We start from the raw sequence: 24,787 nt of genomic DNA, 5'->3' as shown, positions 1-24,787 counted from the left end.
CAACGCTCAAGTCACTGTGCTCAAATTGCTTCTTGAGCCTCTTTATTCTAACAACTGAGTATTGCTTCATTGCGATTCCAATAGGCATATAACGCTTGTAACAGCGGGCCGGCCGTAGGCCGGTCCGGCGAGTGAAACGAGCATCCTGATTACTCTTGTTAGTGTGATGGTTCAAAGCCAGTCTCCTGTTACGGCCATGCCGCCAACAAACCAAGTCCACGCTAGGGCGAAGAGTGTCCATAGGTGCAGTAAAAGGAACATCTTAGATCCTCGAAATCGAAATAATGAGTAGAGCAGCGAGGCAATCGCGACCGTCAGGCAGACATACAGTGGGCCAATGTGCGCACTGCTCGTAAATCCAAGACGACCGACCAATAAAGAAGCGGCTAGTACACATAGAAGAAAGATTGAATGCAATGATACTGCTACCCGGTGCATCCACCCTGCATGTTCGACTCGCCAGAATACCAATGACACGACGATACTCATGCCTACATAAAATAAGGCAAATATGATTTCCTGTGGGTCGTTCAGATGTTCCATATCCGTTTCACACTAACAGCTTATTATGCGGCGAATCGCCGCCTTTCATACATGGTAAAAGTGCCGCCTATCATTCCCCACCCGGTTAGTGCGTTTCAGGACAAGTCTTTGAAATTTTGTGACTTATCCAGACTTGGCCCCCAGCTGGCAAAGCAGGAAAGGCGGAACTGGTACAACAAAAAGCGGCGCCACTCGCTAACTGTATAGATTTACAGTATGTATAGAGCAGCCCGATCGTTAGTAAACACAAACCGATAAGTTATTGAAACTATGAGGTAATGTTATTCACTCAATTGGATTTTGGCCGAGCTGCGCCATTATGAGAGTGCTGTTGCTCTCCCATTGACCACTAATTTGTGTATGTGACTGATTTTTATGGCCGTTAACGCTACACCCTTACGCAAAAATTTTAAAGGGTGAAATTATTGGTTCACAAGACGATCTCGAGATTCTCGCTTCTGCGTAGGCATTATCCTCTCGCCTCTATCACCTTACCGGACAAACAATCGACCGGGCGAAGCCGCCGCCTTACGGAACTTGCCCTTGTAAAAAATCTCGGCTGTTATTGCCAACAAGCTGGGTTTAGCCGCCCTGCCCCGCCAGCTCAATGACTCCCTTGCGCCGGGGCAACTCGCACGGTCTGGCGTGTCGTGCTCACGTGCGGCTCCACAGTCTTGTTCCAGGAGTTTTTACAACGGAAAAAACCTTATAAAACCAGAGCGATTCAAAGAGCCCGGCTCTTGAAGGCGTCACGGGTGGTGATTTCAGACTATTCTTAATCGCGGAGCAATTTAGACCTATGTTTCAGATATTGAAGGGTATTCGCTTCAGTTCTGATCAGGCATGATCGCTGAAAAATGAGGATTGGCTGTGAAGAATGTATTTGTTTTTGGCGCAGATGAATTCAATCTCTCCCTAATGCGCTCGTTAAAGCCGAGTCGTGATTGTGTTTTTCATACGCTCTACCATTACCGTGACGTTAAGGCGCGACAAGAGGTACCGGTAAAACAACTTTATAAAGGCGCCCTGGAACAACTCGAAGCCTTTCCTGGCACAGTCGATGCCATTGTCGGCTACTGGGATTTCCCCGTCAGCCTTATGCTGCCGCTGCTGCGCCACCCCTTCGGACTGACCTCGCCCAGTTTCGAGGCAACCCTGAAATGCGAGCATAAGCTTTGGAGCCGGCTGGAACAGCGCAAGGTGATTCCGGAGTACATTCCGGCCTTCTGCGACGTCGATCCTTTCGTCGATAACCCTCGTCAACAAGTCAGTCTCGATTATCCATTCTGGTTGAAGCCGGTGAAATCGGCCTCCTCCCACCTTGGTTTTATGATACGAAACGACCACGAGTTCGACGCTGCCATCACGGAGATCCGCAACAAAATCCATCGTTTTGCCGATCCCTTTAACTACCTGCTGCAGTTTGCACAACTGCCCGATGAGATTGCCGATGCCGATGGCTGCCACTGCATTGCCGAGTCGATAATCTCACAGGGGCGTCAGTGCACCCTCGAAGGCTATGTCTATGGGGGAACCGTTTCGGTTTACGGTGCGGTAGATTCCCTCCGCGAAGGCGAGCATGGCTCAAGCTTTTCCCGCTATCAGTATCCCTCATCAATCCCGTCCGCAACCCTGGATCGGATGACGGCGGTAACCGACCGTTTTCTGACTCATATTGGCTTCGATAACGGGCCCTTTAACATTGAGTTTTATTGGGATGCCGACCGCGACAGCATTCAATTGCTGGAGATCAATGCCCGCATATCCAAGTCTCACTGTCCGCTGTTTATGCATGTCGACGGCCTGTCCCATCACCAGGTGATGATCGATCTGGCTCTCGGGCAAAAACCCGACTTTCCCCACCGCCAGGGGGAGTACCGTTACGCGGCCAAGTTCATGTGGCGGGTGGGTTCCGATGCTAAAGTTAACAAGGTTCCCTCGGCCGATGAGCTTCAGGCGCTCAGTCGCCGCTTTGGCAGCACTGAAATTGAGCTGCATATTCGAGAAGGCATGAGGTTGTCAGAACTTCGCTATCAGGACAGCTACAGCTACGAGATCGCAGAGGTGTTTGTGGCCGGTAACAGTGAGCAGGAACTACTGCAAAAGTACCACGCCGTTCAGCAGGCACTGTCGATAGAGCTGCAACCCCTATCCTGAGTTCGGCTCGATAGCGATAACATGGGGAAGCACTATGGTCGTTACACAGTTCCCGCACAACATTCGTCATATCGAGCACTGCTGGATCCCGATGGCAGACGGAACCCGCCTGGCTGCCCGCATCTGGATGCCCGAAGGGGCCGACAGCATGCCGGTGCCGGCTATCTTCGAGTATATTCCCTACCGAAAACGCGATGGTGTGCGGTTACGCGACGAATCCATGCACCCCTATTTTGCCGGCCACGGTTACGCCAGTGTTCGGGTTGATATTCGCGGCAGCGGCGATTCGGAAGGAGTACTTACCGACGAATACCTGCAGCAGGAACTGGATGATGGCGTCACCATTATCGAGTGGCTCGCAAGCCAGCCATGGTGTGATGGCAATGTCGGCGTCATCGGCATCTCCTGGGGCGGTTTCAACGGGCTACAGATCGCGGCCATGCAACCTCCCCAGCTGAAAGCGGTGATCAGCGCCTGCTCTACCGATGACCGCTATGCCGACGATGTGCACTACATGGGGGGCTGCCTGTTGGGAGACAACCTGTCCTGGGCGTCGACCATGTTTGCCTATAACTCGCTGCCGCCCGACCCCGACATTGTCGGCGACAACTGGCGCGAGATGTGGTTCGAGCGCCTAAAAGGCAGCGGCTTATGGCTGGATACCTGGCTTCAGCACCAGCACCGTGATGAGTACTGGCAGCACGGCTCCATCTGTGAGGACTTCTCCCTGGTACAGACGCCGGTGATGGCGGTCAGTGGCTGGGCCGACGGCTACAGTAATGCGGTCTTTCGCCTGCTCAGTAATCTCAGCGGACCCAGGCTGGGCCTGATCGGCCCATGGAGCCACAAGTATCCGCATATCGGGGTACCCGGCCCGGCCATCGGCTTCCTGCAGGAGTGCCTGCGCTGGTGGGACAAATGGCTTAAGGGGATCGAGACCGGGATCATGAACGAGCCGATGTTAAGAGCCTGGATGCTGGACAGTATGCCGCCTTCCACATTTTACCATCAGCGCTATGGTCACTGGGTCAGCGAGCCCAGCTGGCCTTCACCCAATATCGTTAACCAGTCCCTCAAACTGGACAACCACCACCTGGTCGAGGAAGGCACGACGGTGCAACCGCAGGCGCTGTGCCTGCAGTCGCCGCTCAGCAACGGCTTGTTTGCCGGCAAATGGTGCTCCTACAGTGCCACTCCGGATCTACCCCATGACCAACGGGAAGAGGAAGGCGGCGCACTGGTGTTTACCACCGAACCGCTCGAGGCACCGCTGGAGATTCTCGGGGCGCCGGTGGTCGAGTTGGAGGTGGCGGCCGACAAACCGGGCGCCATGGTGGCGGTGCGCCTGTCGGACGTTCATCCAGACAACAAGAGTGCACGGGTCACCTATGGCCTGCTCAACCTGACCCACAGAGACAGCCATGCCCAACCCCAGCCACTGCAGCCGGGGCAGCATTACCGCGTGCAGGTAAAGCTTAATGATGTCGCCCAGATTTTTCCTGCCGGACACCGAATTCGTATCGCGATATCGTCGTCCTATTTCCCTTTGGCCTGGCCGCCCTGTGAATCCACCAAGTTGACCATCTTTACCGGCCACAGCCGGTTGCTGTTGCCCACCCGTACCCCCCGTAAAGAGACCCTGCACTTTGCACCGGTTGAGGCATCCGCCAGCGGCCCCAAGCAACAGCTGATCGAAGGCCACCATAACTGGCGGGTGATTCGAGAGCTGGACAAGGATCGATCCACCCTGGAAGTCATCAATGACAATGGCACTTACCGGCTTGAAGAGATTGATTTAATTGTTAATCGGCAGGCAAACGAATGGTACTCATACCAGTGCGACGACTTCCAGTCACCGAGAGGCAAAACCCTATGGCGCTGGGGGTTCCGCCGTGGCGACTGGTCGGTAGAAACCGTTACCCGTACCCTGCTGAGCTGCGATCAGGGCTATTTTTACCTTCACGCCGAGCTGGACGCTTATGAGGGTGGCGTGCGGGTGTACTCGCACAACTGGAACCTGCGAATTAAACGCAATTTGGTCTGACGGCAACCCGGGATCACCACACAGGGTGGCTCCCTTCGAAGCCACCCTGTGGTCACCGCCATAGCGCCGCCCGCCAGCGCGGGAGCCTACCGGGTTGGTTTATGGCCGTCGCGCTTGGCCTTGGGAACGTAATTGAGGATCGATACCGGCACCACTTTTCTGGGGGCAAACCCTTCCACTTCCCTGCGCTCAATCAGGTGGTTGAGCCGGCTTTCGATCATGCACAGGTTTTTAAAGTCATCCTTGGACACCAGAGACACCGCTTCGCCGCTGGCGCCGGCCCGGCCGGTTCGGCCGATGCGGTGCACATACTCGTCGGCCGGAAACGGCAGATCGTAGTTGACCACCCGCTCCAGGTTGTCGATGTCGATACCACGGGCGGCAACGCCGGTGGCCACCAGGTAGCGAATCTTGCCAGCTTTAAACTCCGCCAGTATCTGTTCACGCACCGCCTGGGTGCGGCCACTGTGGATGCACTCCGCATCGATGCCGCGCTTGGCCAACTGGCTCACCAGTTTGGCGGCGCCGTGTTTGGTTTCGATAAAGATCAGCGCCTGGTTCCAGGGAGTGGTTTGTATCAGATGGCTTAATAGTGCCGACTTCTTGTCTTTATCCACCGTGGTCAGCCATTGGCTGATGCTGGCTTTGCTGGCCTGGCTGGCGGTAATGCTGATCTCCACGGCGTCGACAACGGCGCTCTTGGCCAGTGCCCGCACCTTGTTGGACAGGGTGGCGGAAAACAGCAGCGACTGCCGCTGGGGGGGCAGCTTGGTCACAATGTCGTTGATGTCGTCGATAAAGCCCATGTCGAGCATCTTATCGGCCTCATCGAGCACCAGCACTTCCACTTCGTCGAAATGCACGGCGCGGCGGCTGTACATATCCAAAAGCCGGCCCGGGGTTGCCACCAGCACATCAATGCCATCCAGCAGCGCTTGTCGCTGGGGCTGAATGTCGACGCCGCCGTACATGGCCATGCAGGTCAGTGGCAGGTGGCGGGCATAACGCTCGACACTCTCGGCCACCTGCACCACCAACTCCCGGGTCGGCGCGATGATCAATGCCCGTACCCGCTTCTTGCGCCCCCGGCTGCCCTGACTCAGTTGCTGCAGAATCGGCAGCACAAAACTGGCGGTTTTGCCGGTGCCGGTTTGCGCGGCGGCGATCAGGTTATCGCCCCGCAGCACCACGGGAATCGCCTTGTGCTGAATCGAAGTAGGCTCGCTATAGCCGGCATCGGTAACGGCGTCGACAAGGGGGGCGGATAATCCTAGGCGGGAGAATGACATCGGTGGTCTCGGTTATCAAAGGAACGGATCGGTCGCCCTCATCACGATGAAGGCGTCTTTAATGGCCCGGGAGTATAACAGAGGCCACGGTGGCAACAAACGAGGGTGGCCCACAGGTTCCCCATTCGGGGCAGAAGCGGCTCACCCCTGGGCACTGCGATCGACCACGCCGGCCGCCAGTACCAGGTACAGGCCAGCCAGGGCAATCTGGCCGATTCTGGCGTAGAAGCTGATCCCCATCTGCTTATCGCCACTGGCAAGTACCGAACCCAGCACCACCAGCATGGCGGAAAAAATGGCGGCATACAGCGGTGCTTTGTCCGGCTCCGAGTAGAGCCGTCGGGACACCACGGCCGCAAACAGGGCCAGCAGAGCCAGCATGAACGGAAACCATGGCACGGTTACCAGCAGTTCGTAAGCCAATACGGCCAACAGGCCGCCAATGACATTGGTGAGCAGCAGAAACTGGCTCAGTTTTTTGCTCCCTGCCCGGGTCAGTTGCAGTGACAAAATGCCGATGAACGCCATGGTCAGCAGCGCACCACTGATCTGGAAATAGTAGAAATAGGCGATTACCGGAAAGCTGATGAACAGCGCATTGACGGCAATGGTCAACCGGGGGCCACTGTTCATTGTGACCCGGGGCGACGTTTCACCCTGTTCCGGCTCGGGGAACAGGCGATACATCAGCCAGTAGATGGCCACCGCACCAACACCCGAGACCATCAACCCTTCCCCCAGAAGCACCGGCAGTGCAGGATCAACCAGGCCCACGTAGGGGATCAGCAAAATGGCAATCATCAGGATCACGGCAAAAAAGTTCCAGGACGGGCTCTGGAACAGGTAATACGCCCACAGCATTACCAGGGCGATCAGCAACAACAGGATCACCGGGTACTGGGTAACGCCTTTGCTCACCACCAGTGCAATCACCACCGTTGCGGTCATGGCACACAACAGCTCTTTAACGGTGCCAGCGCCAGGCGTGGGCCGGTCGGCAAAAAACTTGGCCAAAAAGACCGGCATGACGTAAGACAGAGTCCAGTTCAAACCGTAGCTGATGGCTATGGCCAGAGTGATCCCCAGCGTAAACCTCAGCACCGGGTCGGGCCGATGGCATGAGACCGTGTTAACGCGCATAGGAAAGCCAGCTAAGCAGTCGAATCCAGAGCCGGCCCCAGGTCGCCATCAGTGACGCACCGTCTGTGTAAACGACGACGTCGGCCTGGCCCCCTACCCTTAGCAGGCCGGCGGGCAAGGGTTCATCGAAGCGCATCATCACCGGAAAGCGCTGACTTTGCCTCAGCCAACCGCTTTGATTGTCAACGGTGGCCAGTTGGCCGGAGGTTTGGGCAGACTGCCAGTTAACGCCGTAATCGATGCTGGCAACCCGGCCGCGAAACACCCGGCCCGGAGCATTATCCAGTGCAATCTCCACCGGGTCGTCGGCCTCAATGTTGCCGAGGCTGTTTTCCCGAAAGTACGCCTCTATCCAGACGGCCTCGCCGGAGACGAACGTCATCAAAGGGCGGCCTTTGCTGGCGTACACCCCTTCGTCCAGACGGAAGTTGGACACACCTCCCATGGCCGGAGCCCGAATGACGGTGCGACTCAGATCCAGTTGTGCCTTTTGCAGTTGCAGCAGCGCCGATTGAATCTCGCTATTCTGCTGGCCGCGTTTACCCAGCTGTTTCTTAGCCTGTTCCAATGCAGAGCGCGCAGTCTCGACCCCGGCATTGGCATGAGCAACGGCGGCACGGGTCTTGTCGGCATCGGCCTGGGTGACGATGCCCTGATCTGCCATGGCAAAGATGCGGCGGGCCTGACGCTCGACATTGTCCTGATTGACCAAGGCATCGGACAGTGCCACCTGCGCCGCTTGCACCGATGCCGTGTGAATTCCCACCTGCTTGCCGGCCTGCTCCAGTCCCTGCTCGGCCTGCTTTACCGCGATTAGATAGTCTGTCGGATCGATGTGAACCAGCGCCTTGCCCTGTTGCACCCGGTCGTTGGGGCGCACGCTCACGTCCACCACAGCCCCGGAGACCAGGGGAGTGATGGGAATCACGTTGCCTCTTACCCGCGCCATGTCGGTGCTGGGAATGACTCTGTCGGCAACCAGGTAAAACACAAACAGGCCCAGGCACAGACACAGCAGCGCCAGGGTCATGGCCGAGGGCGTTGCCGGCTTGCCTGTTGGGGACTCGGCGGGTTGGGCTCCGCCTTGCTGGCCGACTTTTGTCGTCGTCTCGGTGTGCCCTGTGCTCGACTGCGACCCGTTATTGCTCATACCCACCTCGTCAGATACTTGATCGCCACGTCACGGGCGAAAACAGGCGATTCTAACGATCAAACCCGATGAAAATTTGCCATTTTACGCCAAGGTTGATCAAACAATCGGGCCGGTTTCAAACGGCGGCATCCTCCATTAACCACCCAATTTTCCGGCACTAATGGGCAATGAGGCACTGGTGGATGAAAATAGGCATTCGTGAGGCCGGTTTAATTTTGAACAATGTGATCGTTGTCACGCCACTTTTATATTTTTGTTCTACCATCTGAATGGCAAATCGCTAAGTTATTGATTTACAAGGATTATGTAATTTAGGTTTGTGTATTCTGAAATGTTGAACTGCGTATTCTTATTTTGTGGAGAACTGATTATGAACGTGGATAGACGCCAGGCAATGGAAAAGATCGTAGGTTTCGCCGGCATGGCAGCCGGAGCCGCTGCGGTATCACCAGCTTTGCTTGCTTCGGATACCTGCCCAACCGATGGAGCCATTGGAATTGGCAGCGCAGGTGGTCAGGAACTTGGCAACAACCTACTCCAGTACGTCAACCTCGATCCAATGAGTGTCGCTAGGCGGGCTTATGCGGGCTATGGTCGAGGTGGTTGCATGTATGGTGTCTTTGACGCAATCATAAAGGAGCTTTCCATCCAGGGGCACGAAGATGCCTGCAATTTTGCGGCAATTCCCACCAATATCACCATTTATGGTGGTGGCGGCGTTAAAGGCTGGGGTTCCATCTGCGGGTGTGTGAATGCTGCGGCCATGGCTGTCAACATCCTGGGGGGGATCGAGCAGAGCGCAGTGGTCGATGCCATCAATCGCTACTACGAAAAAACCCCAATGCCCCGGGGCGATCAGGAATTCCTGACTGCCATTGGTGCGCCTACCCGTCAAACCGATGATGGCAGGCCCCTTAACGCTGAGTTAATTGGCCAATCAGTAGCTAAATCCATTCTCTGTCACACCTCAGTATCAAACTGGTCCAGCGTCAGCAAATTTGGTGCCGGGCATGCAGCCAAGCTGGAGCGCTGCGCCCAGGTCACCGCCGAAGTCGCATTTATCACCGTCGATTTTCTGAATCAATCACTCGCGGGCACGTTGACTGCGGAGCGTAAGGCAAGTACCAACACCGAGTGCGGCTCTTGTCATCAGCCCACAGCACGTGAACCCGAGCAGTACATTGGATCGGACGTTAATGCCAAGATGGAGTGTCAAACCTGCCACTCATCCCATGAACAGCTGGCTGCTATCCCGGATCACGCTGATAATGGAAGTTGTCAGAGTTGCCACAAGTAGGAGGAGAGGATGATGCGAAAACTGCTTATAGTCTCATCACTGTCTCTGCTGTTGATAGGGTGCAACTCCGATAACGATGATGCGGTTAAACCGGAGCCCAGTATTACTCTGGATCAGGCCTCTACCATCCAGTTGACCGTCGATTCTGTCGATCAGGATACGCTGGCCATTAGCTTTTCCCTGGCCGATGACCAGGGCCTGCCCATCACCGATGCCGGGACAAGCTATGAGGTGTTCTATCTGGGATTCCCCGGAGAGTACGATTCATCATTCGCGGTTCCCTGGCACCAGGCTAAACAGGTTTCCTGCAGCGCCGACTCAGAGGCCTGTGACGGAGAGATGGTCGAAGTAAGTCAGGGGGTGTACCTGTTTACCCCGAGCTCGTTACCAGAGTTCATCGAATCCATGGAAACGTTAAAATATGCCATTACGATTCATGGAGCATTAGCGAGCAACACAACCGAGATACATACCCTGCCATAACACTGGGGTCGCTTGTCAGTCAGGGTTCCCGGACCCTGACTGACTTTAAGTCCAGGCCGTAGCCAGCATGAAGGAACCGGCCTTTGATTGAATCATCGCTGTTTCATGACAATTTATTGAACGGTTGGCGCAACAAAACGATGCCCTGACCTGCCATGGCAAAGATGCGGCGGGCCTGACGCTCGACATTGTCCTGATTGACCGAGGCATCGGACAGCGCCACCTGCGCCGCTTGCACCGATGTCGTGTGAATTCCCACCTGCTTGCCTGCCTGCTCCAGTCCCTGCTCGGCCTGCTTTACCGCGATTGGATCGTTGGTCGGATCGATGTGAACCTGAGCCTTGCTGCCCGGCTTTCGACGGCGTCTCGGTGTGCCCTGTGCTTGACTGCGACCCGTTATTGCTCATACCCACCTCGTCAGATACTTGATCGCCACGTCACGGGCGAAAGCAGGCGATTCTAACGATCAAACCCGATGAAAATTTGCCATTTCACGCCAAGGTAGATCAAACAATCGGGCCGGTTTCAAACGGCGGCTTTCCTGCGACAGTGGCGCTAAATGGTAAATCCACCCTGGCGCATTTTTGTACATTAGCCGCCTCAATCAATCGAGATGACAGAGAGGATTCGATGAAAGTTGCCTGGATGAAAATGAAACAGTTCCTGCTAACCCCGTATGGAAAGGCCTACCTGGTGTTTATCACGCTCACCAAGTTGTACCTGGTCTACCGCTGGGCAATGGATTACGTTAAGCGCTGGGGCGGTGAACTGTTTGAATCGATGGGGGCACCAGCATCGTTGGGAGAGGACGTCAGCGCCCTGAGTTTTACCGCTCTCTGTCTGTACTACACCGTAAAGGCCATCATCGGCATCTTTCGTGGCCCGGCTAAAGCCGTTGAGCAGCCGGTTCAAGCCTAAGCGCACTCCCCGCTGCAGGGACGCAGCCCCCAACTCGGTTATACTATTCCGTGTCTGTCCCCCCTGCGGAGCGTAAGGAATGGCCCACGGCCAACTGGTCCCCCTCATCAAAACCATCCATGCCGAAACCCTGATCGAATTGCTGAAGCATTTCGAGGCAGACATCTACCCGCTGCTTGCGGCCGCCGGCCTGCCCGAGGACGTGCTCAATACCGGACACGAATACGTTCCCGAAGGCCCGGTGCGCAACCTGCTTGCCATGATTGCGGAGCGGGCCGAGCCGGAGTATTACGGGGATCTGCTGCGTACCGCGATACGGGAGTACTTCATTCCCCGAATGTTGAAATACCTGCGAGCCCCGGCCACGGTAGGCGATGCCCTCAGGCAGATGGAAACGGCGGTACTGCATGACTCTTCCGCTGCAAAAGTCAGCATCGGCGATTTCAACGGTACGCCCTGGTGTTGCCGCTACAAAGCCGGCGAGTTTACCTCCAGTTTTTTGTGGGCCGAGATCTTTGCGATCCTGTTTATCATCGAGTTTGTCCGCTTCATCAGCAACAGCCGCTGGCACCCGAACTGCGTCACCGTCCAGTCTCCGGATGCCGACAACCTGGTGGCCCTGCTTGAAGACCCGACGGTGGTGCTCTATACCAGCAGAAAACAGGCGGGCGTCGAGCTGTCTAATGAGGTCATGGCCCTTCCCGTCTGCCTGCCGTCCCGGTATACGGCGCCCGAGCACACTGCCAGTGAACCCAGCCCCAGAAGCTATGTCGAAACCCTCTACCTGGCGCTGGCGCCGTACCTGTCGAGGCAGAACTTACCGATTGAGCAGGCCGCCGCCCTGCTGGAGACCAGCCCCCGTACCCTGCAACGCCGGCTGGCGGCCGAAGGCACCAGTTTTCGCAGCGTCCGGGAAAACATCATGCTGGCGACGGCCTGCCAGTTGATGGAGAGCAAGAGTTATTCGTTAACGGACATCGCCTCCGAGCTCGGCTACTCCGACATCGCCCACTTTTCCCGCGCGTTTAAAAAGCTCACCGGATTCCCACCGAAAGAGTATCGGCGCCGATTTCTCCGGCCATCGCCCGGCTAGCGCGGCCTCGCTCAGCAACCCCCGTTCGGCCTTGCTTTCGGTATAAAAAAACCGCCCCTTCAAGGGCGGTTTTGCTCTTTGTGACAACATCAGAGGCTGCGGCGATCTTTAACGATCTCCCCGCCTTTGATCACCACCTTGATGTTATCGGGATCGGCAAGGATATCGAGATTCTCAACCGGGTTACCCGCCACCAGCAGCATGTCGGCCCAGGCGCCCCGGCGAAGTACGCCAATTTCGCCCTGGGGATAGGGATCCAGCAGGCCGGACAGTTTCAGCAGTTCGCCAGCGTCGGAGGTGGCTTGTTTGATGCCGCGGAATGATCCGAAGTATTTTTTACGGGCCGCCAGCTCAAGGTTTTGCTTGGCGTGCACCTCGGGTGTGCCGACAAGATCGGTACCAAAGGCGCACTTCAGACCGTACTTCTCTACCAGTTCAGCTTGTTTAAGCAGCCCTTTGCCGACCCGTTCGGTTTTTTGATACAGAATCTCGCTGCCAAGGGGGATCTGGCGGTTGGCAATCAGCTCGGCGGTCGCGTATTGAGGCACGACCCACACTTGGCTATCCAGGCATTGGCGAGCGATGTCGTCGTCCATGAAGGTGGCGTGTTCCAGGCAACGAACCCCCTCCTCAATGGCAATCTTCATTGCTGGGCCGGCGTGGATATGACTGCAGACGTAGGAGCCATAATTCGCCACGGTTTCGACAATGGCCCGCAACTCCTCCCGGGTGTACTGGATGGTCTCGAGCGGGTCAAACAGCGACGATGCGCCGCCACCGCCAAACACCTTGATCTGGGACGCACCCATGAAGATCTGGTCCCGAGTTCGCTTCAGGCACTCCGGAACGCCGTCGGCCAGAACCAGGTGGCCCTGACGCATGAAGCTCGAGTCCTCCACTCCCCGGGCAAAGTTGGACCGCTGCGCCCGGTTCTGGCGGTAATCCGCGTGACCACAGGTCTGGGAGATGGCACCGTAGCTCGGGTAGATACGGGGACCGGCAACAAAGCCGTCATCGATGCTTTGTTTCAGGCCGTAACAGTTGCTGCCAACGTCCCTTACGGTGGTAAAGCCCCGCTCCAGCATCTGCCGGGCGATCACCGTAGAGCGCACCGCCAGTTGCTCTGACGTCATGGCATCCATGGCGTCGAAGGTGTCGGAAAACGCGATATGGGTATGGGCGTCGATAAGCCCGGGGATAACGGTGTAACCGTGGGCGTCGATGGTGCGATCCACCTCTGCGGGGGTGGAGCTGGCATCGGTTATCGAAGTGATGATGCCGTCTTCAATAATGAGGGCACAATCCGACTGCAGGGTGTCGTTGATGCCATCAAACACAGAGGCATTTTTTACCAGTATTTTCATGGGTGTTCTCCATCGAGTAGTGACAATCAGTCACACAGGGCGGCGGTGGTTTCGGCGCGAAGCTGCGCCAGCTCATCGTTAAAGGTGCGAATGATCGCCTCGGCCGTGTCGTCGATGTCCTCGGTGGTGGTGTGGCAACTAAGAACAGAAAACAGCATGGTTTTCAGTCCCTTGTAGCCTGATGTCGACGGGTAACAGAAGCCGTCCTGTTGAAGGCGGTGCACCACTCTCTCGGTAAGACGGTTGCGGAACGCCTCATTGCCGTTGCCAAACTGGGCCGAGAAACGGTTACTGACCACATCGTTGAGGATGGTGATGCCCTCCACCTGTGACAGTGTTCCCGCCAGTCGCTGTGCCAGGGCGCAGCAATGGTCGAGGTGCGCTTCGATTCCCTGTTTTCCCAGTGCCTTGATGGCGGCATAAACCGGCACGCCTCGTGCGCGGCGGGAGGCCGAGATCCCGAAGTTGATGGCGTTACGATCCGGTTTGGCGATGGCGTCGGTGAGGTAGTCCCCCATGCTGCTGCCGCCCATGGCGGTTACCAACAACTTGGCATCGCGCACGATGACCATGCCGCTGTCGTAGGGCATGTTGAACCATTTGTGGCCATCGGTATCCCAGGAGTCGGCCAGCTCAATGCCTTTGAGCAGATGCCGCTGGCTGTCGCTGACCGCAGACCACAAGCCGATGGCGCCGTCGATGTGCAGCCAGGCGTTGGGGTGGCGCTTCACCTCTGCCGCCAGCGCCTCGAAGGGATCAAAGGCGCCGGAATCGATGCAACCGGCCTGGGCACAGACCAGTGTCGGGCCCTCGCACTGAGCCATTACGTCGGCGATGCTCTCTGGCAGGATGCGCAAGTTGGCGTCTGTTGGCAGGGTCTTGATCTGCTCGACACCGATGCCGATCATCGACAGTGCCCGTTTGATGGTGGAGTGAATCTGGTCACTGGCTACCACAGTGATGCGCGGGGCGTTGTACAGTCCCCGGGTGGCCACGTCCCAGCCGGCGTTATTCAGCAGGCTGTTGCGGGCTGTGATGAGGGCGGTGTAGATCCCCTCCTGGGCACCGGAAACAAAGCCGACGCCGGCGGTTTCAGGCAGCCCCAGCAACTCCAGCATCCACTCGGCAGCCGTCTCCTCGACCACCGAGGTGCCGGGACTGGCTACGTAATAGGGAACGTTCTGATCCCATGCGCTGACCAGCCAGTCCGCCGCCAGCGCAACGGGGAACGACCCTCCGATGGCGTAGCCAAAAAAGCGCGGTCCACCGGAGCCGATAAGGCCGGGTTCGACATTGGCGGCCAACTCCCCCAGTACCTGGGCGGGATCACTGGCCTGCATCGGCAGGCTTCCGCCGATGCTTTGGCGCAGCGATTCGGCACTGATCAGGTTGTCGACGGGGCGATCCGGCAGTGACTCCAGGTACTCCACGGCGTGGGTGAGCGACTGGTTCAGTAGCGGACGGTATTGGGTAAATTTGTGTGACATAAAGTTCCTCTTTAGGGTGATTAGGCTCTGCTGCCATAAACTAGAGAATCTCCCCGTTAAAATTTGCCATTTCGCGCCATGGTGCCGAACCGCCCCCTTAACGACGACGCATCGGCGACCGCCTGAATCCGATCGCGGTTGGCGTCACTGTTCACGCCTCACTCCTCCGGGTTACGGATGGACAGCGTTGTACTGAAACCCGGTTTTACATGAACTCGATTAATCCGAGCCTCGTGAAGTTTCAGTGTCTTAAGCCTGCCCGGTTTGCCACAATCCCGGGCCTGTTCTTCTGACCTCGACGCGATGACATGACTGAGATGCAACTGATTTCTGCCCTGTGGCTGGTGGGCGTATTAACCGAAGCGATCACCGGTGCACTGGCGGCCGGACGCCGCCGTATGGACCTGTTCGGGGTGGTGATGGTGGGATGCGCCACCGCCATCGGCGGCGGTACCGTGCGTGATGTGCTGCTGGGCAGCTATCCGCTGATCTGGGTGGAGCACGTGGAGTTTCTGGTGGCCATTGCGGCGACCTCGCTGTTGACGGTCGCATTTGCTCCCATCATGCGTTACCTGACCAAGCTGTTTCTGACCCTGGATGCCATCGGCCTGACGGTGTTTTCGGTCATCGGTGCCCAGAAAGCACTGACGCTGGGGTTCAATCCGCTGATTGCCGTGGTGGCCGGCGTGGTCACCGGGGTGTTTGGCGGCATCATTCGGGATCTGTTTTGCCAACAGATCCCGCTGGTGTTCAGAAAAGAGCTGTACGCGGTCGTGTCAATCATTACTGCCGGTCTGTACGTGCTGCTGACACTGGCCAACCTCGCCCCCTGGCTGGTTCTGGCGCTGTGTCTGCCGTTTGGTTTCGGGCTGCGGTTGCTGGCGATCAAATTCAACTGGTCAATGCCCACATTCGATTATCAGGAACAATCCGTTCACTGATCCCCCTGTTTTCCCTGGCCGGCGCCTCAGAAGCCGGCCGATTTTTTATAGGCGAACTCGATCTTGATGAAAAATACTCTGGCTTGTGAGTAGATGCTGTAGGTAGGGCAAACCGCACCTCGCTCTGCTTCGGGGCTGAAATCCAGCGGCCCGCTGATTTCTGTTTCAGGGTTTCGTTGCGATAGTTTGCCGATAGAGGTAGACGCAGATCAGCATTAACGACGCCACTCCCGCCAGGCCAGCATATTGCCAAGCCGTGCCCGGCTGGCCGATAAAGGCGACGTAGATAGCGATGACCACCCCCATCAAGGCCTCACCGGTGATCAAGCCGGATGCCAGCAGCACGCCGCGGTTGCTCCTGGCCTGGGCCTCGGTGGCGCCGACCTGGTTGGCGCCCCGCCGGATCGCATCGGCCAGCAGACCGCCGATGAAGATCGGTACCGACAGCCCCAGGGGCAGATAGATCCCCACGGCAACCGCCAATACCGGAAAGCGGAACTCGGCGCCCCTGCGCTCCTGTCTCCTATCCAGCAGGATCAACAGTACCGCCAGTGCACAGCCCATCAGGATGAAGTGCCATTCGATGCCACTGCCGAAGATACCTGTGGCCAGGGTCATCATCAGTCCGGCCTGGGGCGCCGCCAGAAACTTGGTGGGATCCCCGCCCGCTGCGGGTCGACCGATGCCGTAGCCCGCATCCAATACGTCGAGCACCAGAGGGATCAGCAGCGCGGCGGCAATCACCCCAATCACCTGGAACAGTTGCTGTCGCCACGGGGTCGCGCCCACCACGTGGCCGCACTTGAGATCCTGCATGTTATCGCCGGCGATGGCGGCCGATGAGCAGATCAACGCCGCCAGGTAGATCACCGCGATGGGTCCCAAAGTCGATGCGACGCCCTCCTTGCCCATGATGGTGACCAGAATCAGCGCCGAGGTGATCACCGTTGCTATGGTCACGCCGGAAATGGGGTTGTTGGAGCTGCCCACCAGGCCCGCCATATAACCGGCTACCGATGAAAAGATAAACCCCAGAACCAGCATCAACAGGGTCATCAGCGCCGACACCATCAGCTTGTGTTGATAGTCGCCCAGGGCCAGGTAGAAAATGAAAAACAGTGGAATGATCGATACCAGCGCGACCAGAATCACCAGTTGAAACGGGGTGTCGGTTTCGGTTCGGGACGGGGCCTTGGCCCCGTCCGTCTTGCTGGCCCGGTAAGCGGAAAGTGATGCCCGGATCCCGGACGCCAACGGCTTCGCCAGTGCCACCAGCGACCAGAGGCCGCCGACCATCATGGCGCCGACACCGATGTAGCGACACTTCTGCCAGGAGGCGGCGGCGATGGCTGCCCACTGCTGCGGGGTGAACGCCTCAAGTGCCAGGGTGCTGTCTATCCCGGCGGCCACCAGAATCGATTCACGGCTCAGCAGCCAGTTGACCGGTACGCCGATGAGGGTGCCGATCACCCCGCCGAGGAACACCAGCACGGCGATGTTTAGCCCGACGATGTAACCCACACCGATCAGCGCCGGGCTGAGGGTCATACCGCCACTGAATAGGTAGTGGCCACCCAACCCGCTTTTTACCGTGGTGACCCCGCCGGCAAGCAGGCCGAGGCCCGACTCCATCAGCTTGAACAGCCCCCCCAGGCCGGCGGCCTGGACCAGCAATCGGAAGCCCGAGGCGGCGCTCTGGTCCTGCGGCACCTCGGCCGAATTGCTTCTGTCGGTTTCTACCCCGCCGGTTTTCAGCACTTCGGCAGTCGCCACCCCCTCCGGGAATCGAAGCCTTGCTTCAACAATCAAAGCCCGTCGTAACGGTATGGTAAAGCTGACGCCGAGGACGCCGCCGACGATGGCGATGGCCACCATCGGCCAGTACAGGTATCCCTGCCAGGCACCCATCATTACCAATGCCGGAATGGTGAAGATGATGCCAGCCACTAACGACTCACCGGCAGAGGCGGCCGTCTGCACCATGTTGTTTTCCAGTATGTTGGAACGACGAAACAGCCTTAGCAGGCCCAAGGATACGGCGGCGGCGGGAATCGATGCGGACACGGTCATCCCCACCAGCAAGCCGATATAGGCGTTGGCGGCCGCCAGCAGCATCGCCAGTACGATGCCCAGAATCACCGCTTTGACGGTGATTTCCGGCAGGGAGCGTTCGGGGTCCACGACAGGGGGCGGCAAAGGTTGAGTCATAGGGACGGCTTTCTCTGATGCCTATTCACTCAAGCTAGCATAGAGTGCAAAAAACGCACGAATCTGCCCCGGTAAGACTACTTCAGTCGCTCAAGAAGGCGGGCGTTGCTGGTACCCTGCACCAGCAGGCTGAACAGCACCACACCGAACACCATCGCTTGAATGGTCCACCAATAGGGCAACTGCACCGGCAGAGATAACACCAGAGCGATGGCGATCGCCCCCCGCAAGCCTCCCCAGACCAGCAGAAGCTGCCACTTCAGGGTCAAGGTTCCACCGCGACGGCCACGGGTCAGCCAAGCGCAGCTGATCACCGCCAGCGTCCTGCCCACCAGGGCCGCGGCCACCGCAATCAACATCGCCAGCCAGCGCTCAACAAACATGTCCAGGGTGATCACCAGCCCCATGATCACAAACAGCACGCTGGTGAAGGCCAGCCCCAGCCACTCCCAGCCGGCGGAGGCGCCGGCGGCGATGGTGTGCTCAATGCCATTAAGGCTGATTCGGAATGCAATGGCGCAGGCCATCACCGCCAGAATGCCTGACCAGTGAAGCAGGTGCTCCGCCAGATAGAAGCTGCCGAAGGCGCTAAACAGCATCAACACCATGGTGACCGGCGCCGCGGCGCTATAACGGGCGAACCACGCGGCCATAACGCCCACTGCTCCTCCCGCCACCAGGCCACCAAAGAACATCTTGGCAAAGGTGGTTATGGCAGACAGAGACAGTGGCGACCCGCCGTCCAGGGCAAACCCTAGGATAAAGGAGAACAGCACCACGGCGCTGGCATCATTAAACAGGCTTTCGCCCTCAAACACCGTCGTCAGCCCCTGTGGGGCATCCAGTCGCCTGAGCTGGCTGACTACCGCGACCGGATCCGTTGCCGCCAGTATCGCCCCGGCCAACAGCGCCGCGACCCAGGGAAATCCCTGAGGATGATTGATGCCGAGGTAGAGCAGTGCCGCCGTGACCAGGCAACTGATGATGACCCCTAATGTGGCCAACAGCAGCACAGGCGCCAGCCATTGTTGCAACAATCCGGGTTTCAAATGCCAGGCCGCTTCAAAGATAAGCACCGGCAGCACGATGAAAAAGATCAGCTCTTTCAGATTGTGGGCGCGGATGCCGGTGTCGAAAGGCAGATAGGCCAGGCTGAGGCCGGCGACAAACCCCACCAACAGGCAGGCAAGAGTGCGCTCCAGGTGCAGCACCCGGCCGAGCAACAGCCCTGTGATCGCAAGGCCAACGAGAGCCAGCAGCTGGCCCAGGGTGGTGAGCATAGGCAGTGGTCCATGCAGGTTTTACTCCTGATAAACGTTAGACGATGAGACGCTCGGCCACGACGCCATGTGCCGTTATTTGAGATGAGGCAGATGAACCCTAACCGGTTTACCTCTCATTTCTACGTAGCTTAAGGCTCTGGCGGCCGGACGCAGCCGTATGGATCCGTTTGGTGTTGTGACGCGGGGATCTGTGACCGCCTTCGGCGCTGGCACGGTGCGCGACCGGCTGTTGGGGGGCTACCCACTGATCAAGGTGGCCAACCTCCACTACCTGGTCGCCATTGTGCTGTGTTTGCGAAACGCATCGCAGGGATCCTGCAGGGCGTCATGATGGCGCCCTTCGGTCACCCAGTAGATGCTGTGGGCCGGGGCAAACTGAACCTCACCCTGCTTCGGACCCGCTTCGGGACTGAAATCCAACTGCTCCGGCGTCTGGCCCTCGGCCAGGCCGATGTTCAGTTGCCTTAACCCGGGCTGACGGTGCGCCACCCTTTCCACTACGCCCATATCAAACTCGGTATGGCCCTTGCCCAGAATCACCACCACAGGTTGTGCCGCCGTCAGATCGGCACGCATCGCTACGATGGCGTCGGCCATCGCCTCATTACGCAACAAAAACGTGGTGTAGAGCCGCCGTAACGTCTCGTCATTGGCATGATGGCAATGGGCCTGATCCAGAGTCTTCAGCATCAGCTGCTGGTAGGCGTCGGAGTCCAGGTCGTTCGCCGGTAACAGTCGCCGCTCTACGCTAGAGAGCTGTTCAAAGTCGATGCGGCTCAAACGCAGACGCAGGCCGGTATCCAGATCGGCGCCAAACAGCGGCAGTTGATACTGGCGTGCCAGCCTCAACAACGGGGCGTAATAGTGCCACTGGGGCTTGTGAGTCCACCCGAGGCGTCGGCGCAGCGCCCGCTCATCTAGACCGTCCGTGTCAGGGCTCAGAGTTGAGCCCTGGCCGAGACTGTAATCCATCAACCAGCCGGTTTGTTGCTGGAAAAAGAACTCGAAACCGATGGCCGGCCTGATGCCGGCGTCCACCAGTTGGGTCAACGCCAGCAGCTGCATCTGGTGATGATGAGGGTTGTCGTGGGTCTCGCCCAGATAGATCACGTCACTGGCCTGCATTCGCGCCAGCAACTGCTCCGGGCTCAGGGGGGCCCCCTGTTGGCTCATCAGCCGATTAGCGGCCAGTGCCTCATCCTGGTGGGGATAGAAATCGGCGCCGGAGTCATTGCCACAACCACCGGTAACGACTGCCAATAGCGTCATTGTTGCTAAATATATAAATGAGAACACCCACTTCGCCATGGCACCGACCTGCGTCATCACTGTCTGATTCAGTGTAGGCGATACCACTGCGGGTTGACGGCGGATCAAAAAGGGCCGCTGCTGCGAGCGGCCCGAATTACGTCGGTTGTGAAGATCAGGGAAACCAGTCTGACAAGCTGAGACAAGACCTACTGACAATGAGCCAGTAACTAGCATGGCACTGGCCGAAAAGTGGCCTGGTTTTCCGTTTATAACGCAGAGGCGGCAAAACTTAGCACCTATAATTGGGGAGTTATCTGCGAGGTGCCCTCAATGGTTCACGAACCCGCCCTGCTTATTCTGGTTTTCATTATCCTGGCACTGCTGATCGGTGCCGCGGTCCGCCACGCCTTGAAGCAGCGGGGGCTGCCCTATACCGTGGCTTTGTTGGTGGTGGGGTTGGCCATCGGCCTGGCACATCGGGGGGAGCTGCTGATCACCTGGGCGCCGGTACTGGATGAGGCTTTTGAGCTGGTGGCAGAGATCACCCCGCACATCATTCTCTACGTGTTCCTGCCGACGCTGATATTCGAGAGCGCCTTCTCCATGGAGGCGCACCTATTCCGCCGCATGTTTCTGCAGATTGCCATACTGGCCATACCCGGATTGATGGTGGCGGCGGCGCTGACGGCCCTGCTGGTCAAGTGGGCGTTCCCCTGGGAGTGGAGCTGGGCGGTGTGTCTGCTGTTTGGCACCCTTATTAGCGCCACCGACCCGGTGGCAGTAGTGGCACTACTCAAGGAGGTCAGTTCGCGAAAACGGTTGGAAACCCTTATCGAAGGCGAGTCACTGCTCAACGACGGTACCGCCATCGTCCTGTTTTCACTGTTTTACGCCCTGGCCACCCTCGGTGGTCAAGACTCCGGCCCTTCGGCCCATGTGGTTCTCGAGTTCGGCCAGGTGGTGCTCGGGGGACTGGCGGTCGGGATTCTGGTGGGGGGGCTGGCGATCTGGTGGATCGGCCGGGTATTCAATGACCCCATCATCGAGATCACCCTGTCTGTGGTGGCGGCCTACCTGGTCTACTTTGTGGCCGAGCGGTTGCACGTCTCCGGGGTGGTGGCTCTGGTAAGCCTGGCATTGATGTTTGCCGGCAGCGGCCGTACGCGAATATCCCCCGAGGTCACCGGCTTCCTGCACCATTTTTGGGAGATGATGGCCCACATCGCCAATACCGTTATCTTCCTGGTGGTGGGGATACTGATCGCCACCCGGGTGCCCCTGGACCAGCCGGCGTTATGGCAGGCACTGGTGCTGCTCTACTTGAGCCTTATCGTCATCCGCGCTATCACCATCGGCTTGTTTCTGCCGCTGCTGCAAAAGGTCGGTACCCCCCTAAGCCGGGAAAAAGCACTGGTGTTGCTCTGGGGGGGACTGAGGGGGGCGGTGTCCCTGGCCCTGGCACTGACCATTGCCGCCGACGGCCTGCTGGATCGCCAGTTGGCGGATCAGATCCTGTTCCTGTGTGCCGGTATCGTGGTGCTGACCATCGTGGTCAATGGCGGCACCATGGGGCGCCTCCTCGGCTGGTTGAAGCTGGATCGGCTCCCCGAAGCCAAGCAGGCCACGGTGGACAGAGTCGTTACCGAAGTCACCAGAGAGCTCAACGAGATGCTCCCCGGCATGATGACCCACGAGTTTTTGAGCGGCTCCGATTGGAAAGCGGTGCGCCGTCAGGTGCGCCTGGAGGATCAACTGGCCGAGACCTCCAACACCGAGCTGCCAGCCCAGGAGCTGGAGGTGGCGTTCCGTCGAAGGCTGCTGGAAACCGAGCGGCGCAGCTACTGGCTGCAGTTTGAGCAGGGAACCTTGGGGCGCACCGCCACCGAGCAACTGGTCCACGTGGTCGAGCGTGCCCTGGACGGGCCGCCGGCTATTGGGCCTCGTGACGGATTGTCGACCGTATGGCGTACCCCGCCCTGGCTCGACTGGTTGAGGAGCATCGCCGGCGTTCGCCGGCTGGTCAATGCCTTGCTCTACCGCCGGTTGGCGCTCGGGTACGATCTGGCGCGGGGGTTTATTCAGGCTCAGGAGGAGTTGCGCTCCCACATCGATCCCCTGGCGCCCTCCCCAACTTCCGCCTGTGAGGTCCACCGCCAGGTGGATCTCAACTGCACCCTGGCCGCCGATTACATCACTCAGGTTCGCGACTGCCATCCGGAACTGATACAGGCACTCGAAACCCAGGCTGCCAGCCGGCTGTTGCTTAATCGAGAGCGGGCGGTGGTGCAGCAGCAGTTGCGGCTGGCGGTGTTGGACCAGCCGGAAGCCGCCAGGCTGCTATACGATGTCGAGCAACGGATGGTGGCACTGCAACGCAGTCCGCTGGCCCGTCACCCGGCGAAGATCGAACAGTGGCAGAGGCTGATGCCCTGGGCCCGAGAGTGCAGCGAAACCACCCGAGCCAAACTGGTCGACGCCCTGGAGCCGGAGCTGTGCAACCCGGGGGATCACCTCGTGAGTCAGGGAGAGCCGTTATCGGCACTGGGGGTGTTGATTGAAGGCAGCCTGCAGGTCGCTTATACCGGCGAGGAGCGACCGCGACACCGGCAACTGGGGCCAGGCGAGCCCTTTGCCGCCTTGGCCCTGCTGTCAGGTCATGCGCCGGCCAGTTACCAGGCATCGACACTGTGCCGCATAGGTTGGCTCAGTGGCGATACCCTCAGGGAGATGATGGCGGCGGACCCGCCGCTGGCACAGGCAGTGGCCGGTTTGGTCGCCGCCGAGATCAAGGATGAACGCTAGAGTCCCAGTTTTTCCGCCACATAATCGGCGTCCTTGTCACCCCGGCCAGACAGGTTAACCAGGATGGTTTGATCCGAAGGCAGGGTTTTGGCTTTCTTCATCGCCCAGGCCACGGCGTGAGCGCTTTCCAGTGCGGGAATGATCCCCTCCACCCGGGACAGGGTCATAAAGGCATCCAGACACTCGTCATCGGTCACCGACTGGTAGCTGACCCGCTCGATGTCTTTCAGGTAGCAATGCTGGGGGCCAACGCCGGGATAATCCAGACCGGAGGCGATGGAGTGGACCGGCAGGGGCTCGCCGGCGCTGTCCTGCAGCACATAGCACTTAAAGCCGTGCAGTTCGCCCGGCGTGCCCAGCGTCAGGGTGGCGGAATGCATGTCAGTGTCCAGGCCTTTACCGGCAGGCTCGACGCCGACGATGTTGACGCCCTTATCGCCCAGGAAGGCGGTAAACAGCCCCATGGCGTTGGAACCACCGCCAACACAGGCGGTAATGTAGTCCGGCAGGGTTTGATACTTGTCCTGAAACTGCTGGCGGGCCTCACGGCCGATGATGCTCTGGAAGTCGCGCACCATTTTCGGGAATGGATGGGGGCCCACCACCGAGCCGATGGCGTAGATGGTGTTCTGCGGGTCTTTCAGGTACTCCTCAAAGGCGCTGTCCACGGCGTCTTTGAGAGTGGCGGTACCTCGGGTCACCGGCACCAGTTTGCAGCCCAGAATCTTCATCTTGGTGACATTGGGGTGCTCTTTCTCGATGTCCACTTGGCCCATGTGAATTTCACACGGGATGCCGACCAGGGCGCAGGCGGTCGCCAGAGCCACACCGTGCTGGCCGGCGCCGGTTTCGGCAATCACCTTCTTCTTGCCCATAAATTTTGCCAGCAATGCTTCGCCCAGGCAGTGGTTAATCTTGTGGGCACCGGTGTGATTGAGATCTTCCCGTTTCAGGTAGATCTGGGCACCGCCCAGTTGCTCGCTCAGGCGGCTGGCATGGTAGATGGGGCTGGGACGGCCGACGTAATCCTGAAACAGTTGCATCAGTTCGTTCTGAAAGGCGTCGGTCTGCCGAATCTCTTCATAGGCGAGATCGATCTCCTGCATGACCTGCTGCAGCACCGGTGGCACGATCTGGCCGCCGTACTCGCCAAAAAAACCGTCCTTATCGGGCATGGGGGCAAATGTGGTCATTCAACTGATCTCCTGTTTACTGCGTAGGGCGTGGTGTTGCCGTCTGGGCTAAGTCATACCCATATGGGTACAAGCAATATACTGCTGTAACCTTATCTTTCCAAACAAATCATTAAGAACTGAGACTAAAGTATCGAAAAG

General features: G+C 58.3%; 19 protein-coding genes. 9 read left to right on the top strand and 10 right to left on the bottom strand.

Annotation, left to right across the window (positions count from 1 at the left end):
* Positions 1-1,413: 1,413 nt before the first annotated feature.
* The gene (locus BLT77_RS09770) at positions 1,414-2,700 is read left to right on the top strand and encodes an ATP-grasp domain-containing protein (RefSeq protein WP_218126922.1); all 1,287 of its coding nucleotides are present in this window, start codon (positions 1,414-1,416) and stop codon (positions 2,698-2,700) included.
* A gap of 34 nt (positions 2,701-2,734) precedes the next feature.
* Positions 2,735-4,744 (top strand): CocE/NonD family hydrolase, encoded by a 2,010-nt coding sequence (locus BLT77_RS09765; RefSeq protein WP_090365077.1) that lies wholly within the window; start codon positions 2,735-2,737, stop codon positions 4,742-4,744.
* 86 nt (positions 4,745-4,830) lie between these two features.
* Here the strand turns inward: BLT77_RS09765 and BLT77_RS09760 are convergent, their stop codons facing one another.
* The 3 genes from BLT77_RS09760 to BLT77_RS09750 form a co-directional block, all read right to left on the bottom strand.
* Positions 4,831-6,033: a DEAD/DEAH box helicase gene (locus tag BLT77_RS09760; protein WP_090365076.1), complete on the bottom strand. Its 1,203-nt coding sequence runs from the start codon at positions 6,031-6,033 to the stop codon at positions 4,831-4,833.
* Between the two features lie 141 nt (positions 6,034-6,174).
* Entirely contained in the window at positions 6,175-7,173 is a 999-nt protein-coding gene (locus tag BLT77_RS09755) for a DUF2955 domain-containing protein (protein ID WP_218126921.1), read from the bottom strand.
* A complete protein-coding gene (locus BLT77_RS09750) occupies positions 7,163-8,323 on the bottom strand; it encodes an HlyD family secretion protein (protein WP_090365075.1) in 1,161 nt (386 codons plus the stop codon). Before BLT77_RS09750 ends, BLT77_RS09755 begins: the two co-directional genes overlap by 11 nt.
* 373 nt (positions 8,324-8,696) lie before the next feature.
* Here BLT77_RS09750 and BLT77_RS09745 point away from each other — a divergent pair, with 373 nt between their 5' ends.
* Positions 8,697-9,623 carry a C-GCAxxG-C-C family (seleno)protein gene (locus BLT77_RS09745; RefSeq protein WP_090365087.1) on the top strand — a complete coding sequence of 309 codons (927 nt, stop codon included), beginning with the start codon at positions 8,697-8,699 and terminating at the stop codon, positions 9,621-9,623.
* 9 nt (positions 9,624-9,632) lie between these two features.
* Entirely contained in the window at positions 9,633-10,106 is a 474-nt protein-coding gene (locus tag BLT77_RS09740; protein WP_090365074.1) for a hypothetical protein, read from the top strand.
* Between the two features lie 103 nt (positions 10,107-10,209).
* On the opposite strand, the gene BLT77_RS20275 is transcribed toward BLT77_RS09740, so the two are convergent.
* The gene (locus tag BLT77_RS20275) at positions 10,210-10,365 is read right to left on the bottom strand and encodes a hypothetical protein (protein ID WP_176819266.1); all 156 of its coding nucleotides are present in this window, start codon (positions 10,363-10,365) and stop codon (positions 10,210-10,212) included.
* A 371-nt stretch (positions 10,366-10,736) separates the two neighbouring features.
* On the opposite strand from BLT77_RS20275, the gene BLT77_RS09735 reads away from it, so the two are divergent.
* Together BLT77_RS09735 and BLT77_RS09730 are read left to right on the top strand one after the other, a co-directional pair.
* Complete coding sequence (locus BLT77_RS09735) at positions 10,737-11,024, top strand: hypothetical protein (protein WP_090365073.1); 288 nt, start codon at positions 10,737-10,739, stop codon at positions 11,022-11,024.
* A gap of 79 nt (positions 11,025-11,103) precedes the next feature.
* A complete protein-coding gene (locus tag BLT77_RS09730; protein WP_090365072.1) occupies positions 11,104-12,117 on the top strand; it encodes a helix-turn-helix transcriptional regulator in 1,014 nt (337 codons plus the stop codon).
* Positions 12,118-12,206: 89 nt separating this feature from the next.
* On the opposite strand, the gene BLT77_RS09725 is transcribed toward BLT77_RS09730, so the two are convergent.
* Positions 12,207-13,481: a metal-dependent hydrolase family protein gene (locus BLT77_RS09725; protein WP_090365071.1), complete on the bottom strand. Its 1,275-nt coding sequence runs from the start codon at positions 13,479-13,481 to the stop codon at positions 12,207-12,209.
* Between the two features lie 26 nt (positions 13,482-13,507).
* A complete protein-coding gene (locus BLT77_RS09720) occupies positions 13,508-14,968 on the bottom strand; it encodes a pyridoxal phosphate-dependent decarboxylase family protein (protein ID WP_090365070.1) in 1,461 nt (486 codons plus the stop codon).
* Positions 14,969-15,276: 308 nt separating this feature from the next.
* On the opposite strand from BLT77_RS09720, the gene BLT77_RS09715 reads away from it, so the two are divergent.
* Complete coding sequence (locus BLT77_RS09715) at positions 15,277-15,909, top strand: trimeric intracellular cation channel family protein (RefSeq protein ID WP_090365069.1); 633 nt, start codon at positions 15,277-15,279, stop codon at positions 15,907-15,909.
* A 165-nt stretch (positions 15,910-16,074) separates the two neighbouring features.
* Here BLT77_RS09715 and BLT77_RS09710 read toward each other — a convergent pair whose 3' ends face one another.
* Together BLT77_RS09710 and BLT77_RS09705 are read right to left on the bottom strand one after the other, a co-directional pair.
* A complete protein-coding gene (locus tag BLT77_RS09710; protein ID WP_090365068.1) occupies positions 16,075-18,117 on the bottom strand; it encodes an OPT family oligopeptide transporter in 2,043 nt (680 codons plus the stop codon).
* A 77-nt stretch (positions 18,118-18,194) separates the two neighbouring features.
* A complete protein-coding gene (locus BLT77_RS09705) occupies positions 18,195-19,397 on the bottom strand; it encodes a cation:proton antiporter (RefSeq protein ID WP_090365067.1) in 1,203 nt (400 codons plus the stop codon).
* A 160-nt stretch (positions 19,398-19,557) separates the two neighbouring features.
* On the opposite strand from BLT77_RS09705, the gene BLT77_RS09700 reads away from it, so the two are divergent.
* Positions 19,558-19,731: a TRIC cation channel family protein gene (locus tag BLT77_RS09700; protein ID WP_090365066.1), complete on the top strand. Its 174-nt coding sequence runs from the start codon at positions 19,558-19,560 to the stop codon at positions 19,729-19,731.
* Here the strand turns inward: BLT77_RS09700 and BLT77_RS09695 are convergent.
* Positions 19,668-20,669: a ChaN family lipoprotein gene (locus BLT77_RS09695; RefSeq protein WP_176819265.1), complete on the bottom strand. Its 1,002-nt coding sequence runs from the start codon at positions 20,667-20,669 to the stop codon at positions 19,668-19,670. The two genes, BLT77_RS09700 and BLT77_RS09695, sit on opposite strands and share 64 nt — an antisense overlap.
* Positions 20,670-20,981: 312 nt before the next feature.
* On the opposite strand from BLT77_RS09695, the gene BLT77_RS09690 reads away from it, so the two are divergent.
* Positions 20,982-23,453 (top strand): cation:proton antiporter, encoded by a 2,472-nt coding sequence (locus tag BLT77_RS09690; protein ID WP_090365064.1) that lies wholly within the window; start codon positions 20,982-20,984, stop codon positions 23,451-23,453.
* Here BLT77_RS09690 and trpB read toward each other — a convergent pair.
* Complete coding sequence (trpB, locus tag BLT77_RS09685) at positions 23,450-24,646, bottom strand: tryptophan synthase subunit beta (protein WP_090365063.1); 1,197 nt, start codon at positions 24,644-24,646, stop codon at positions 23,450-23,452. The genes BLT77_RS09690 and trpB overlap by 4 nt on opposite strands.
* Between the last annotated feature and the right edge of the window lie 141 nt (positions 24,647-24,787).

The organism is Ferrimonas sediminum (assembly GCF_900100175.1).
Taxonomy (GTDB): Bacteria; Pseudomonadota; Gammaproteobacteria; order Enterobacterales; family Shewanellaceae; genus Ferrimonas; species Ferrimonas sediminum.
This window is presented reverse-complemented; position numbering and strand designations above follow the sequence as displayed.